At 56.0% G+C, this 14,773-nt stretch carries 10 protein-coding genes, 2 tRNA genes and 2 other RNA genes; 7 read left to right on the forward strand and 7 right to left on the reverse strand.

Features of this window, described 5'->3' with window-relative positions; translation table 11 throughout:
* Nucleotides 1–21: 21 nt before the first annotated feature.
* The 4 genes from PGR23_RS15915 (at nt 22) to PGR23_RS15930 (ending at nt 582) form a co-directional block, all read left to right on the forward strand.
* Nucleotides 22–106 (forward strand) — tRNA-Tyr (locus tag PGR23_RS15915).
* A gap of 43 nt (nt 107–149) precedes the next feature.
* A non-coding RNA gene (locus tag PGR23_RS15920) (RtT sRNA) lies at nt 150–282 on the forward strand.
* A gap of 39 nt (nt 283–321) precedes the next feature.
* Nucleotides 322–406, forward strand: a tRNA-Tyr gene (locus PGR23_RS15925).
* 43 nt (nt 407–449) lie between these two features.
* A non-coding RNA gene (locus tag PGR23_RS15930) (RtT sRNA) lies at nt 450–582 on the forward strand.
* Nucleotides 583–695: 113 nt separating this feature from the next.
* Here the strand turns inward: PGR23_RS15930 and PGR23_RS15935 are convergent.
* Nucleotides 696–1,139 carry an Lrp/AsnC family transcriptional regulator gene (locus PGR23_RS15935; protein ID WP_045393819.1) on the reverse strand — a complete coding sequence of 148 codons (444 nt, stop codon included), beginning with the start codon at nt 1,137–1,139 and terminating at the stop codon, nt 696–698.
* Between the two features lie 107 nt (nt 1,140–1,246).
* Here PGR23_RS15935 and PGR23_RS15940 point away from each other — a divergent pair, with 107 nt between their 5' ends.
* Entirely contained in the window at nt 1,247–2,143 is an 897-nt protein-coding gene (locus tag PGR23_RS15940; RefSeq protein ID WP_047046738.1) for a DMT family transporter, read from the forward strand.
* Here PGR23_RS15940 and narI read toward each other — a convergent pair.
* From narI to PGR23_RS15965, 5 genes are all read right to left on the reverse strand, one after another.
* A complete protein-coding gene (gene narI / locus PGR23_RS15945) occupies nt 2,140–2,817 on the reverse strand; it encodes a respiratory nitrate reductase subunit gamma (RefSeq protein ID WP_015367083.1) in 678 nt (225 codons plus the stop codon). The genes PGR23_RS15940 and narI overlap by 4 nt on opposite strands.
* Nucleotides 2,817–3,527, reverse strand: a complete 711-nt coding sequence (narJ, locus tag PGR23_RS15950) for a nitrate reductase molybdenum cofactor assembly chaperone (protein WP_045393815.1) — start codon at nt 3,525–3,527, stop codon at nt 2,817–2,819. The genes narI and narJ overlap by 1 nt, the downstream gene beginning before the upstream one ends.
* A complete protein-coding gene (narH, locus tag PGR23_RS15955) occupies nt 3,524–5,059 on the reverse strand; it encodes a nitrate reductase subunit beta (protein ID WP_045393813.1) in 1,536 nt (511 codons plus the stop codon). Before narH ends, narJ begins: the two co-directional genes overlap by 4 nt.
* Nucleotides 5,056–8,799 carry a nitrate reductase subunit alpha gene (locus tag PGR23_RS15960; RefSeq protein ID WP_396279747.1) on the reverse strand — a complete coding sequence of 1,248 codons (3,744 nt, stop codon included), beginning with the start codon at nt 8,797–8,799 and terminating at the stop codon, nt 5,056–5,058. The genes narH and PGR23_RS15960 overlap by 4 nt, the downstream gene beginning before the upstream one ends.
* A 387-nt stretch (nt 8,800–9,186) precedes the next feature.
* Nucleotides 9,187–10,575 carry a NarK family nitrate/nitrite MFS transporter gene (locus tag PGR23_RS15965; protein WP_045393811.1) on the reverse strand — a complete coding sequence of 463 codons (1,389 nt, stop codon included), beginning with the start codon at nt 10,573–10,575 and terminating at the stop codon, nt 9,187–9,189.
* 311 nt (nt 10,576–10,886) lie between these two features.
* Here PGR23_RS15965 and narX point away from each other — a divergent pair, with 311 nt between their 5' ends.
* Together narX and narL are read left to right on the forward strand one after the other, a co-directional pair.
* Nucleotides 10,887–12,665 (forward strand): nitrate/nitrite two-component system sensor histidine kinase NarX, encoded by a 1,779-nt coding sequence (narX, locus tag PGR23_RS15970; protein WP_045393808.1) that lies wholly within the window; start codon nt 10,887–10,889, stop codon nt 12,663–12,665.
* 10 nt (nt 12,666–12,675) lie between these two features.
* The gene (gene narL / locus PGR23_RS15975; protein WP_045375156.1) at nt 12,676–13,326 is read left to right on the forward strand and encodes a two-component system response regulator NarL; all 651 of its coding nucleotides are present in this window, start codon (nt 12,676–12,678) and stop codon (nt 13,324–13,326) included.
* On the opposite strand, the gene PGR23_RS15980 is transcribed toward narL, so the two are convergent.
* On the reverse strand, nt 13,323–14,699 hold the full coding sequence (locus PGR23_RS15980) for a YchO/YchP family invasin (RefSeq protein ID WP_046883774.1): 1,377 nt from the start codon (nt 14,697–14,699) through the stop codon (nt 13,323–13,325). The genes narL and PGR23_RS15980 overlap by 4 nt on opposite strands.
* Nucleotides 14,700–14,773: the final 74 nt, after the last annotated feature.

Here is a 14,773-nt window from a genome sequence, read left to right on the forward strand (position 1 = left end):
CAGTACAAAGCATTACCCCGTGGTGGGGTTCCCGAGCGGCCAAAGGGAGCAGACTGTAAATCTGCCGTCATCGACTTCGAAGGTTCGAATCCTTCCCCCACCACCATTATTCACTACAGTGATATGGTTTCCCCGACAAGCGTAAACGATGTTTGCACTTAGCGGGAAGGGTAAGAACCTTAGACTAAGGTTCGACTCGAGCGCCAGCGAGAGAACGTTGCCATAGGCAACGGCCCGAAGGACGAGGAGCGATAGCGACGAGTTATCCTTCCCCCACCACCATTCATTTTGCTGAATAGCCTACAATTTGATTTTACCCCTGGTGGGGTTCCCGAGCGGCCAAAGGGAGCAGACTGTAAATCTGCCGTCATCGACTTCGAAGGTTCGAATCCTTCCCCCACCACCATCTCTCCATGTTATGCCCAGCTTAATTTACCTGCGATATTCTATATTCTGCCCAATGGGGAAGGATGGGAAGCTTCGACTAAGGTTCGACTCGAACGTCAGCGAGAGCACGTTGCCGCAGGCAACGGCCCGAAGGGCGAGGCGCTTTAGCGCCGAGTAATCCTTCCCCCACCACCATCTCCCTTCAGCCACCGGTTCTGCTATCTCCTCGCTCGCGCTTCGCTTAGCGAGGCTACAGGTGGTGCCGTCTGGTAGCCCGGACAGGTGCGCAGCACCGCCTCCGGGAAAACTCACAGCGGGGGCAAGCGCCTTTTTACCGGCGAGCTTTTCACCACCGACGTATTGCATTGCGCATATTCTGCCAGACCATCCAATATCGTATCCAGCTGCGCAATATCACGCACCACGAGACGCATAACAAAACAATCCTCTCCGGTGACCTTGTCGCTTTCAATACACTCCGGTATAGCCTGAATATATTTATCCACTTTTTGCAGCAATCCCGGTAGCGGCCTCACCCGTACTAATGCCTGCAGGCTATATCCCAATGCCGCCAGATTAACCCGTGCGCTATAACCCTGAATCACTCCTTTTTCCTCAAGGCGTTTTACCCGCTCGGCGGTACTCGGGGAGGTCAATCCCACCTGCGCACTCAATACCTTAAGCGAAACTCTGGCATCTTGCGTCAGGCAGGCCAGAATCGCCCGGTCTATTTCATCAATAATGTATTCCATTTATTTCACCTAATTAATAAAGGTATTTATCTGTTTTTACCTTAATTCAGATATATCAAGCTGTCAGGCTTTTCACGACAATAATGGAAAACTTCTGGAGGTGAAATATGCAGCTTTCTCGTGGAGTCTGGCAAATGAGTCTGGCGATGATAATTTCCGGCTCGATTGGCGCGTTCGTGCTGCTCTCAGGGTTGCCGGTAATCGACGTGGTTTTCTGGCGCTGTCTTATCGGCGCAGTCACATTATTGCTGTTTATTTTGTTAAGCCGACAGCCCTTCAGCCGCCTGACGCGTCTCACCCTGGCGCTGGCAATCCTTGGCGGCGTCGCGCTGGTCATTAACTGGCTGCTGCTTTTTGCCGCCTACTCACGCGTTTCTATTGGGATGGCCACCGTGGTCTACAATACCCAGCCTTTTATGCTGGTATTACTGAGCATGATGCTGGGTGAAAAGGTAAGCGCGGTAAAATGGGCATGGTTACTCCTGGCCTTTACCGGCGTGGTGATTCTGCTGTCGAGCGAGCTGACTCCCGCCCACAGCGATAATCTCGTCACCGGTATTATCCTGGCATTAGGCGCGGCATTTTTTTATGCCCTGACCGCTATTATTGCCCGCAAACTGCAGCCGCTCCCGGCGCAGCATATCGCTTTTATTCAGGTTATCGTCGGCACGGTAATGCTTTTGCCGCTGGTTCATGCTCCTGAGTTTAACAGCCACTTCCCCTGGCGCTATCTGCTGATCCTCGGCGTTGTCCATACCGGGATTATGTACCAGCTTTTATATAGTGCGATTCAAAAGCTACCGACGCCGGTCACCGGTTCGCTGTCGTTTATCTATCCGCTGGTGGCTATTCTGGTGGACTATCTGGTTTTCCATCATGCGCTGGCGCCGCTGCAGTTGGCAGGAGGGGTGCTGATTTTGCTTGCCGCTGCGGGCAACAACCTTGGTTGGGGCGAAAAAAAACCCCGCCATGGCGGGGTGAGTCAGCCGTCGCGGATGAACTAGCGACGTGCGCGTACAATCTGGTATTTGCGCGTCAGGTATTCGACCGGCGCGCTCCAGATATGAACCAGACGTGAGAACGGGAACAACAGGAACAGCGTCATCCCCAGCACCAGGTGCACGCGGAAGACAAACGCCACGCCATCAAGATGCTGCGAAGCGCCGCCGTGGAAGGTCACCACCGACTGCGCCCAGCCGACCAGTTTCATCATTTCGCTACCGTCCATATGCTGGGCGGAGAATGGAATGGTCAGCAGTCCCAGCGCGCATTGCACCATCAGTAACGAGAGGATCAGAATATCCGCTGTCGTGGTGGTAGCGCGAACGCGTGGGCTCAGCAGACGGCGCTTAAGCAGCAGTAAACCGCCCACCAACGTCATCACGCCGCACGCGCCGCCGGCGAACATCGCCATTTTCTGCTTCACGTCGATCGGCAGGAAGGATTCATACATCCAGTGCGGAGTCAGCATGCCGAGGAAATGGCCGGCGAAAATACCCAGGATCCCGATATGGAACAGGTTTGACGCCAGGTTCATCCCTTTACGATCCAGCATCTGACTGGAGGCGGCGCGCCAGGTGTACTGACCGTAGTCGTAGCGCAGCCAGCTGCCAATAAGGAACACCGAACCCGCAATGTACGGATAAATGTCAAAGAAGAACATATTCAGGAAGTGCATTAGTGCTGTCCTCCGTTAGAGATATTCAAATATTGCGGGGCCACGGCTCCGGCAAAACGACGCTGGTGAGCGGAAATCTCCGACTCGCCGCAGCCCTGGTCGGCAAAGAATTTGACCTGCTCTTCTTCCCAGACGGCATCCAGCGCCTGCGGCGTATCGTCGCGGGCCTCGTCGGCGATCTTCTCCGCCACTTTCTGGCTATCGACCTGAGTATTGGCCAGCTTCAACAGCAGCTCGAACAGCACCGCATAGCGGCTTTCGCGCTGTTGCAGACGCGCGCTGAGCAGGCCGAGGATCGGCGCAACGTCCCGCAGGCCGCCAAGCGCTTCCTCTTCCGGCAACTGCGCCAGATACTCCAGATACAGCGGTAGGTGATCCGGCAGCTCATGGCTATCAAGCAGTAGACCATGGCGCTCGTACTGCGCCATCAGGTCGACCATCGCCTGCCCGCGATCGCGGGATTCGCCGTGAACATGTTCAAATAGCAGCAGCGAGGTGGCGCGGCCGCGGTCGAACAGCTCGCTGTACGCCGACTGGGCGTCCAGCGGATCCTGAGCCACCAAATCGCGCAGGAAAACGCCCAGCGCATGGGCATCTTCTTTGGCGAGTTTTTCCGATGACGCGAGAGCCTCGAACATCTCCTGCTGATGCTGCCACAAGGCAGCGTCAGGGTATTCGAGCAGACGCGACACAATCACGAGTTCAATCATGAGTGCGGCTCCGTTTTGCTGGTAACGTCAATGGCGTCGATGCGACGGCTGTTGAACAGGTTGAATTCGCTGTCAGAACCGTGACAACCATCGCCGAAGGTAAAGCCGCAACCGCTCTTCTCCGGGAAGGCATCGCGGGCCTGTTCGCGATGGCTGCTCGGTACCACGAAACGATCTTCGTAGTTGGCGATGGCCAGATAGCGATACATTTCCTGCGCCTGCGCTTCGCTCAGCCCCACCTCTTCCAGCGCGCGGGTATCGACGACGCCGTCGACGGTTTCCGCTCGTTTGAAGTGGCGCATCGCCAGCATACGTTTCAGCGCCAGCAGTACCGGCTGGGTATCGCCCGCGGTTAGCAGATTCGCCAGATACTGGACCGGAATTCGCAGGCTTTCTACGTCAGGCAGGATCCCGTTACTACCCAGTTCGCCCGCATCGGCGGCGGACTGAATCGGCGACAGAGGCGGCACGTACCAGACCATTGGCAGGGTACGATATTCCGGGTGCAGCGGCAGCGCCAGCTTCCAGTCCATCGCCATTTTGTATACCGGAGACTGCTGCGCGGCTTCAATTACGCCCTGCGGTACGCCATCTTTTAGCGCCTGCTCAATCACTTTTGGATCGTTTGGATCGAGGAAGACGTCCAGCTGGCGCTGATACAGATCTTTCTCGTTCTCGGTGCTGGCGGCGTTTTCAATTGCGTCCGCGTCATACAGCAGTACGCCAAGGTAGCGGATACGGCCCACACAGGTTTCGGAACACACCGTCGGCATCCCGGACTCAATACGCGGGTAGCAGAAGATGCATTTCTCGGATTTCCCGCTCTTCCAGTTGAAGTAGATCTTCTTGTACGGGCAGCCGGTGATACACATCCGCCAGCCGCGGCACTTATCCTGGTCGATCAGGACGATACCGTCCTCTTCACGCTTATAGATGGCACCGCTCGGGCAGGTCGCGACGCACGCCGGGTTCAGGCAGTGCTCGCACAAGCGCGGCAGATACATCATGAAGGTGTTTTCGAACTGGCCGTACATCGCCTTCTGCATGTTTTCGAAGTTCTGGTCTTTGGCGCGTTTTTCAAACTCGCCGCCGAGGATCTCTTCCCAGTTCGGGCCGCTGGTAATTTTGTCCATCCGCTGGCCGGTAATCAGCGAGCGCGGACGGGCGATCGGCTGATGTTTACTTTCCGGCGCGTTATGCAGATTCTGGTAGTCATAATCAAACGGCTCGTAGTAATCATCGATCCCCGGCAGATGCGGGTTGGCGAAGATTTTACCCAGCAGCATCGCGCGGTTGCCCATGCGCGGCTGCAGCTTACCGTTGATTTTGCGGATCCAGCCGCCTTTCCATTTTTCCTGGTTTTCCCAGTCGTTGGGGAAACCGACGCCTGGCTTACTTTCTACGTTGTTGAACCAGGCGTACTCCATCCCTTCACGACTGGTCCAGACATTTTTGCAGGTTACGGAGCAGGTGTGGCAGCCGATGCATTTATCGAGATTCAGCACCATGCCGACTTGTGAACGAATTTTCATTTTACGCTCTCCTGTACCTGGTCATTACCTTCGCCGTCTAACCAGTTAATGTTCTTCATCTTACGTACCACAACAAACTCATCGCGGTTGGAACCGACGGTGCCATAGTAGTTAAAGCCGTATGCCAGGTGGCCGTAGCCGCCGATCATATGGGTCGGTTTTGGCGTAATACGGGTGACCGAGTTGTGGATCCCGCCGCGCTGACCGGTAACTTCAGAGCCTGGCAGGTTCACGATACGTTCCTGCGCGTGATACATCATGGTCATTCCGGCCGGTACGCGCTGGCTCACTACCGCACGCGCCGTGAGGGCGCCGTTGGCGTTAAATACTTCGATCCAGTCGTTATCTTCGATACCGAGATCTTTCGCATCCGCTTCGCTCATCCAGACGATCGGCCCGCCGCGCGACAGGGTCAGCATCAGCAGGTTATCGCTGTAAGTGGAGTGAATCCCCCACTTCTGGTGCGGCGTCAGGAAGTTCAAGGCCTTCTCCGGATTGCCGTTGGACTTCTCGCCCATCACCGCTTTCACCGAACGGGTGTCGATCGGCGGACGATAGACCAGCAGGCTTTCGCCAAAGTCGCGCATCCACTGGTGATCCTGATACAGCGACTGACGGCCGGACAGCGTACGCCAGGGGATGAGCTCGTGAACGTTGGTATAGCCAGCGTTATAGGAGACATGTTCGTCTTCCAGGCCAGACCAGGTCGGGCTGGAGATGATCTTACGCGGCTGCGCCTGAATATCGCGGAAGCGGATCTTCTCGTCTTCTTTATTCAACGCCAGGTGCGCATGCTCACGGCCGGTAAATTCGCTCAGCGCTTTCCACGCCTTCACGGCCACCTGACCGTTGGTTTCCGGCGCCAGAGTGAGGATCATCTCGGCGGCGTCGATAGCGGTCTCCAGCTTCGGCTGGCCTTTCGCCGGGCCTTCCGCCTTGGTGTAGTTGAGCTTACGCAGCAGATCCATCTCGCTCTGGGTATTCCAGGCGATCCCTTTACCGCCGTTGCCGATGGTTTCCAGCAGCGGGCCGATAGAGGTGAAGCGCTCGTAGGTCGCCGGATAATCGCGCTCGACCGGAATAATATGCGGCGCGGTTTTCCCTGGAATCAGGTCACATTCGCCTTTTTTCCAGTCTTTAACGTCAAACGGCTGCGCCATTTCCGCGGCGGAATCGTGCTGAATCGGCAGCGTCACGACGTCGGTTTCTTTTCCGAGGTGGCCCACGCACACTTCAGAGAATTTCTTAGCGATACCTTTATAGATATCCCAGTCGCTCTTCGATTCCCAGGCCGGGTCAACGGCGGCCGACAGCGGGTGAATAAACGGATGCATATCCGAGGTATTCATGTCGTCTTTTTCGTACCAGGTTGCGGTCGGCAGTACGATGTCGGAATAGAGACAGGTGCTCGACAGACGGAAGTCGAGCGTGACGACCAGATCCAGTTTGCCGTCGAGGCCGTTATCCCGCCACTCGACTTCTTCCGGCTTCACGCCGCCCTGCTTGCCAAGGTCTTTGCCCTGAATGCCATTCTCGGTACCCAGCAGGTACTTGAGCATGTATTCATGACCTTTACCGGAGGAACCCAGCAGGTTGGAACGCCAGATAAACAGGTTACGCGGATGGTTTTTACCGTTCTCCGGCTGTTCGGCCGCAAAGCGGATAGACCCCTCTTTCAGCGATTTCACGGTGTAATCGACCGGCGTCATGCCGACTTTCTTCGCTTCGTCAGCGATACGCAGCGGGTTCACGCCCAGCTGTGGCGCCGACGGCAGCCAGCCCATACGCTCAGCGCGCACGTTGAAGTCGATCAGATGTCCGCTGTAGCGGGATTTATCCGCCATCGGCGACAGCAGTTCCTGCGCGGTGACCGTTTCATAGCGCCACTGGCTGGAGTGGTTATAGAAGTACGATGTACTGTTCATGTGGCGTGCCGGACGCTGCCAGTCAAGGGCGAACGCCAGCGGCTGCCAGCCGGTCTGCGGACGCAGTTTTTCCTGACCAACGTAGTGCGCCCAGCCGCCGCCGCTCTGGCCAACGCAGCCGCAGAAGATCAGCATGTTGATCAGTCCGCGGTAGTTCATGTCCAGATGGAACCAGTGGTTCAGGCCCGCGCCGACGATAATCATCGAACGGCCGTGGGTCTTATCGGCGTTATCGGCAAATTCGCGGGCGGTACGGATGATGTGCGCGCGGGGTACGCCGGTAATTTTTTCAGCCCAGGCCGGGGTGTACGCTTTGACGTCATCGTAGCTGGTCGCGCAGTTTTCATCGTTCAGCCCACGTTCCAGGCCATAGTTAGCCATGGTCAGGTCATAAACGGTGGTCACCAGCGCGGTGGAGCCGTCGGCCATCTGCAGGCGTTTCACCGGCAGTTTGTGCAACAGAATGTTTTCGAGGTCGACTTTGTTGAAATGCTCGGAACCTTCACCGCCAAAGTATGGGAAGCCGACGTTGGCGATATCGTCGTGGCTGCCAAGCAGGCTCAGACGCAGTTCAATCTCTTCGCCGGTTTTACCATCGCGCTGCTCGAGGTTCCACTTGCCTTTGTCGCCCCAGCGGAAGCCCAGAGAACCGTTAGGTACGGTCATTTCGCCCTTCTCGTCAAAGGCGACGGTTTTCCATTCCGGATTCTGCTCCTGGCCCAGGGAGTCAACCAGGTCGGCAGCGCGCAGCATACGGCCAGCGGCATAGTAGCCATCGCGCTCTTCGAGCATAACCAGCATCGGCATGTCGGTGTAGCGGCGTACGTAATCGGTGAAGTACTGGCTCGGTTTATCGAGGTGGAACTCACGCAGCATAACGTGGCCCATCGCCAGCGCCATCGCGGCATCGGTACCCTGCTTCGGCGCCAGCCACAGATCGCACAGCTTGGCGATTTCGGCATAGTCCGGAGTAATTGCCACGGTTTTAGTCCCTTTATAGCGAACTTCGGTAAAGAAGTGCGCGTCCGGGGTACGGGTCTGCGGGACGTTGGAGCCCCAGGCGATGATATAGCTGGAGTTATACCAGTCAGCGGATTCCGGCACGTCGGTCTGTTCGCCCCAGGTCATCGGCGAGGCCGGCGGCAGGTCACAATACCAGTCGTAGAAGCTCAGGCAGGTACCGCCAATCAGCGACAGGTAACGGGCGCCGGACGCGTAGGAAACCATCGACATCGCCGGGATTGGCGAGAACCCTGCCACGCGGTCTGGACCATAAGTTTTGACGGTATAAACGTTTGAAGCGGCAATCAGTTCGTTCACTTCTTTCCATGAAGAACGAACAAAACCGCCGCGGCCGCGGGCCTGTTTAAAGCTTTTCGCTTTATCGGCATCTTCAATAATAGAAGCCCATGCCTCAACCGGATCGCTATGCTGAACTTTCGCTTCACGCCACATTTTCATCAGACGTTTACGCATCAGCGGATATTTCAGGCGGTTAGCGCTGTACAGATACCAGGAGTAGCTGGCGCCGCGCGGACAGCCGCGTGGCTCATGGTTCGGCAGATCGGGGCGGGTGCGCGGGTAATCGGTCTGCTGGGTTTCCCAGGTGACCAGACCATTTTTGACATAAATTTTCCAGCTGCATGAGCCGGTGCAGTTCACACCGTGAGTGGAACGCACGATTTTGTCATGCTGCCAACGCTGGCGGTATCCATCCTCCCAATCCCGGTTGGTTTTAAGAAGCTGGCCGTGCCCATCGGCAAAGGTTTCACCCTTCTGTTTGAAGTAGCGAAACCGGTCCAGAAATTTACTCATCGGGTTTCTCCTGATATGGAGCCTGACGGCTCTCTGATAAATCGACATTGCTGGATTTGCAGCGAAAATAGCGCCATGCCGAAGGAGGAGAATTGATGACGATCAATGCGAAATACCTTATAAATCCGCCCTCAAACTACAATTACCACCAAAGTAGTAACAATATTCATTGATTATCACTTTGTTTTATAAGGATTATTTTAAATATGACAGAATGTTAACCGGGATTTATGCCACGCTTAGGTATTAAGTGGTAGATGGCTTACCAGATGTTATCTCCCTGAATTTAACCACCTTGCACAGATCAAAAGTATGTTGTAACTAATAGCCACTCATAAAAAAGGCGCACCCTGTGGCGCGCCCTGTCACTTACCGTTAAGAAAAGACTTATTTCTGTTTACGGCCGTATACCGCCCAGGTGATCACCACGCAGGCAATATAGAACACGAGGAAGACTTTCATTGCTCCGGCCGGCGATCCGGTCAGATCCAGCGAAATACCGAACGCTTTCGGAATAAAGAAACCACCGATCGCGCCAATCGCCGAAATAAAGCCCAGCGCCGCGGCGGTATCCGTCGCCGCTTCACGCATCGCCTGCGCTTCACTGCCGCCCTGCGCTTTGACGCGATCCATCGTAAGCTTACGGAAGATAACGGAAATCATCTGGAAGGTGGAGGCGCTGCCCAATCCCGCGGTCAGGAACAGCACCATAAATACCGCGAAGAAGGCGATGAAGTTGCCGCCCTGACCATTGGTCGGCAGAGTCAGGAACAGTAACGCGCAGAAAATAGCCATCACCACGAAGTTGACCAGCGTCACGCGGGTCCCGCCGAGTCGGTCGGAAATCGCGCCGCCCATTGAGCGCGCCAGCGCGCCAATAAACGGACCGAAGAAGGCATAGTGCAGGATCTGCACGTCCGGGAACTGGGTTTTTGACAGCATCGCAAACCCGGCGGAGAAACCGATGAAAGAGCCGAAGGTTGCGAGATACAGCAGCGCCATGATCCACAGATGCAGGCGTTTAAGTACCGGTAACTGTTCGCTCAGCGACGCTTTTGAGGCCGACAGGTCGTTCATAAAGAACCACGCGGCCAGGGTAAAGATAATCAGGAAAGGCACCCAGATCCACGCGGCGTTTTCCAGATACAGCATCGAGCCATCCGGCTGCTCGCTACCGCTACCGCCGAACACGGCAAAGATAGAGAGCGAGACCACCAGCGGCGCAACCAGCTGCATTACGCTAACGCCCATGTTACCCAGACCGCCGTTAACCCCTAGCGCCCCGCCCTGTTTCTCTTTCGGGAAGAAGAAGCTGATGTTCGCCATGCTGGATGCAAAGTTAGCGCCGGCAAAGCCGCACAGCAGAGAGATAATCACGAACACGCTAAACGGCGTGGAGGTATCCTGTACCGCGAAGCCCAGCCATACGCACGGAATAATCATGATACCGGTACTGAACGCCGTCCAGCGGCGGCCGCCGAACAGCGGAACCATAAAGGCATAAGGTACGCGTAATAATGCGCCGGAAAGCGCCGGGAGGGCGGTCAGCATAAACAGCTGATCGGTAGTAAACTGAAAGCCAACTTTATTAAGGTTCACGGCGACGGCGCTGAACAACATCCAGACGCAGAACGCCAGTAAAAGGCAGGGAACGGAGATCCACAAATTACGGCTCGCCACACGATGGCCGCGCTGTTGCCAAAACTCAGGATCTTCAGGACGCCAGTCGGTGATGACTGAGCTGTTAGCCTTCTCCGGGATTGAAGAGTGACTCATAGATACCTCTGATTATTCATATTTCCTGATGCTACCTTAGGGGTTGCTCAAGGCTGTAAGTTGATATAAATCAAAGGAAAAGCGCGGGCCATTTTGTACAAAAATAAATCATGCTCCGAAGTGAGTAGATAATTGTGAGAGAAAAAGTGTGGTTTTTCACGCGACTGCCGGGTTTCTGGTTATCCCTCCCACCACGGCGCCTACCACCGACAATTAAGGAGTAATACCTTAGGGGTATGGGTATACTCCAGGGGATAGCCGAGAATAAGCGCCACTCCCGGAGAGATGACCCATCAGGAGCCACCCATTCCATGTTAAAACGTCTTTTTACGCCGCTGACGTTGGTTAATCAGCTTGCGTTAATCGTACTGCTCGCCACCATCATCGGCGTGGCCGGCATGGCGATATCCGCCCGCCTGGTGCATGGGGTGCAGGGCAGCGCCCACGCCATTAACAAGGCCGGCTCGCTGCGTATGCAGAGCTATCGCCTGCTGGCGGCTATTCCGCTGACGGACAACGATCAAAAGTTGTTTAACGATATGACTGCAACCGTATTTAGCCCGGAGTTGCAATACTCCGCGCGTCGTGACGGCCAGGAAGTACAGCTGAAAGCGCTGCAGCAATATTGGCAGTTGTCGCTGGGACCGGGCATGAAACAGGCGGTCAGGCAAAGCGACGTGGCGCAAGATGTCGCCGATTTTGTCGACCGTATTGACCGGTTGGTTACCGCTTTCGACCACACGACAGAACAGCGTATCGAGCGCGTGGTCTGGATCCATCGCATTCTCGCCATCGGCATGGCGGTGCTGCTGATCTTTACCATCATCTGGCTGCGTGCGCGTCTGCTACGGCCATGGAAACAGTTACTGGGTATGGCGCGGGCGGTCAGCCAGCGCGATTTTACCCAGCGCGCGCACATTAGCGGGCGTAACGAAATGGCGACGCTCGGTATGGCGTTGAATAATATGTCGGAAGAGCTGGCGGAAAGCTACGCCGTGCTTGAACGGCGAGTACAGGAAAAGACCGCCGGCCTCGAGCAGAAAAACGAGATTCTGGCCTTTTTATGGCAGGCCAACCGTCGGCTACACTCCAGCGCCCCGCTGTGCGAGCGCATTTCACCGGTGTTGAATGGCCTGCAGGGGCTGACGCTGCTGCGTGATATTGAAGTGCGGGTATATGATCTCGAGGATGAAGACAATCATCAGGAATTTGCCTGCCACTCCGATATCGAATGCGATGATAAAGGCTGTTATCTGTGTCCGCGCGATCTTCCCCCGCTGCCGGATGGCGGTACGACGCTGAAATGGCGGCTATCGGACGCGCATAACCAGTATGGCATCCTGCTGGCCACGCTGCCGGTTGGCCGCCATCTGAGCCACGATCAACAGCAACTGGTGGATACGCTGGTGGAACAGCTGACCAGCACGCTCGCGCTGGACCGCCATCAGGAGAAGCAGCAGCAGCTTATTGTGATGGAAGAGCGCGCCACCATTGCCCGCGAGCTGCATGACTCCATCGCCCAGTCGCTTTCGTGCATGAAGATGCAGGTCAGCTGTCTGCAGATGCAGGGCGACAGCCTGCCGGATGAAAGCCGCCTGCTGCTGGGGCAAATACGCAACGAACTGAATACTTCGTGGGCGCAGTTGAGGGAGTTATTAACCACCTTCCGTCTGCAGCTTACCGAAGCAGGACTGCGTCCGGCGCTGGAGGCCAGCTGTCAGGAGTACAGCGCCCATTTTGGTTTCACGGTGCAACTCGATTACCAGTTGCCGCCGCGATTTGTCCCGTCGCATCAGGCGATTCACCTGTTGCAGATCGCCCGCGAGGCGTTAAGCAATGCGTTGAAGCACGCCAACGCGACGGAAGTCACCGTGACCGTGTCACAACGCGATAATCAGGTACGTTTAGTCGTTGCCGATAACGGCCGCGGCGTACCGGAAAACGCGGAGCGAAGTAACCATTACGGTTTAATTATTATGCGGGATCGCGCGCAAAGCTTGCGCGGCGACTGTCAGGTCCGCCGCCGGGAGACCGGCGGTACCGAAGTCGTGGTGACATTTATCCCGGAAAAAGCCTTCTCAATCCAATAAGGAGACCCCTATGAGTCAACAGGAACGGGCAACCATCCTTCTCATTGATGATCATCCCATGCTGCGCACTGGCGTTAAGCAACTGATTAGCATGGCGCCGGACATTCAGGTTATCGGCGAAGCCAGCAATGGCGAACAAGGTATTGAACTGGCGGAATCGCTGGATCCGGATCTTATTCTGCTGGACCTTAATATGCCGGGGATGAACGGCCTCGAAACCCTTGACAAGCTGCGGGAAAAATCGCTCTCCGGCCGCGTGGTCGTATTCAGCGTCTCCAATCATGAAGAGGACGTGGTGACCGCCCTGAAACGCGGCGCCGACGGCTACCTGCTGAAAGATATGGAACCGGAAGATTTGCTGAAAGCGCTGCAGCAGGCCGCGGCGGGCGAAATGGTATTAAGCGAAGCGTTAACCCCGGTACTGGCCGCCAGCCTGCGCGCTAATCGCGCCACGTCCGACCGCGACATCAGCCAGTTGACCCCGCGCGAGCGCGATATCCTGAAGCTGATTGCCCAGGGCCTGCCGAACAAAATGATCGCCCGCCGCCTGGATATCACCGAAAGCACGGTTAAAGTGCATGTGAAGCATATGCTGAAGAAAATGAAGCTGAAATCACGCGTTGAAGCCGCCGTCTGGGTTCACCAGGAACGGATCTTCTAAGGCGATTCCGTCCAGGAAACGTCGGGAGCCGTAAACGTCACCAGCGGCTCGGTCAGCGCCAGTGCGATCTCATTGGACGAGACGCGCTGACCCGATTTGTCTTCAACCACCACCGACAGACGCCAGCGATTCACCGCGCCCGGCTCGCTGTTCCATACCGGCATAATGATGCTCCAGCCATCCGCACTGTTGGCATTAACCGGCGGCGTCAGGCTTAGCGCCTGAGTATCCCCCTGCCAGTGCAGCGATTTAATACCGTGCAGGCTATTAATTTGCAGCTTCAGCTGTACCGTTTCGCCGGAGTGCAGATCCCACGGCGGCGTCGCCAGATAGACCGTCAGATTCTTACGCTGGCGATACTCCACTACCGGCAGATTATCGCGTTCCGGGCTATCGTATCGGCTGCCGCGTAGCGAGTTGCTGATAGCCACTTCATCCGCCGCCAGTTGCTGTTTCAGCGGTACCCCAAAACGATAATTCAGCTTCAGGCCGACATTATTCTGGCTGACGCCATTTTCACCCTGTTTGTGTTTTGCGGTGACCGTCACCAACGGTACCGGGGTGTAATTCAGTCCCACCGAAACCGCTACCGGATTGTGGTATCCGGTACCGGAATGAAACAGATCGACGCTATCGCCGAAGTACTGTTCAACGCTGACGCTGGTATTAATGTGCTGATAAAACGGCAATCGCGCCTGGGCAGTCACGTCATAGCCAACGGCCATCCGCTGCTCCTGAGTCTGATTTTCCCGCAACTGCCAATCGCCGAGTGGGTGGTAATAGTTGGCCGATAAGCGCAAGTACTCGCCCCAGGCTTCCGCGCCGATGCTGCCGCGCGCCAGGCTCTCGCTGAGCACTTTGTCGTAAAACGAGTTATAACCCAACAGCCAGCTACCGACACGCCAGCGCTGACCGAGCCCAATATTGCCCACCAGATCGTTCTCGCGCCGGGTAACCGAATATTGATTCCAGGTGAGGTAACGCTCATTGTCCTGCAGCGGCACAAACCAGCTACCCTTGCTGCCGGTGAAGTTACCCTCTTTATCCACCAACAGGTCGATATTGGCATTACCCCACGGCGACAGCCAGTTTTCCAGCTGATGGCTGAACTCATTGCCGATTTTGCTGATGGCGAACATCCGCGCCTGCTCGCCGGTGGTCAGTCCGTTATCGCTCATGCTGGCTTCGCCGAATTTTTTTGCCATCTCGGCGAAATGTTTGGCATCGTCGTCAACCTGCGGCGCTATTCCTAAATCGGGCAGCGTAGTTTGCGGCGGCATACTGTTATCGTTGGCAATCAGCGCCCAAGCGGGAGTGCCTGTCAGCAGCAGGAGAAGCGTCAGTGATGGGGTTAAGCGGTACGGCAAAGGCATCAAACGGATTAACGTAAGCTCACGGGGAATAACAACATCACGTTAGTTTATCGTTTTTTGCCCTTCCCCGCAGC

It is taken from the genome of Klebsiella sp. 141162, assembly GCF_050600755.1.
Taxonomy (GTDB): Bacteria; Pseudomonadota; Gammaproteobacteria; order Enterobacterales; family Enterobacteriaceae; genus Klebsiella; species Klebsiella aerogenes.

Bases quoted from the DNA above. Each gene is read 5' to 3' on its own strand.
- PGR23_RS15980 (WP_046883774.1), bottom strand. From the start codon at position 14,699: ATGCCTTTGCCGTACCGCTTAACCCCATCACTGACGCTTCTCCTGCTG.
- narJ (WP_045393815.1), bottom strand. From the start codon at position 3,527: ATGATTGAACTCGTGATTGTGTCGCGTCTGCTCGAATACCCTGACGCT.
- narL (WP_045375156.1), top strand. From the start codon at position 12,676: ATGAGTCAACAGGAACGGGCAACCATCCTTCTCATTGATGATCATCCC.
- PGR23_RS15960 (WP_396279747.1), bottom strand. From the start codon at position 8,799: ATGAGTAAATTTCTGGACCGGTTTCGCTACTTCAAACAGAAGGGTGAA.
- PGR23_RS15965 (WP_045393811.1), bottom strand. From the start codon at position 10,575: ATGAGTCACTCTTCAATCCCGGAGAAGGCTAACAGCTCAGTCATCACC.
- PGR23_RS15940 (WP_047046738.1), top strand. From the start codon at position 1,247: ATGCAGCTTTCTCGTGGAGTCTGGCAAATGAGTCTGGCGATGATAATT.
- narI (WP_015367083.1), bottom strand. From the start codon at position 2,817: ATGCACTTCCTGAATATGTTCTTCTTTGACATTTATCCGTACATTGCG.
- narH (WP_045393813.1), bottom strand. From the start codon at position 5,059: ATGAAAATTCGTTCACAAGTCGGCATGGTGCTGAATCTCGATAAATGC.
- narX (WP_045393808.1), top strand. From the start codon at position 10,887: ATGTTAAAACGTCTTTTTACGCCGCTGACGTTGGTTAATCAGCTTGCG.
- PGR23_RS15935 (WP_045393819.1), bottom strand. From the start codon at position 1,139: ATGGAATACATTATTGATGAAATAGACCGGGCGATTCTGGCCTGCCTG.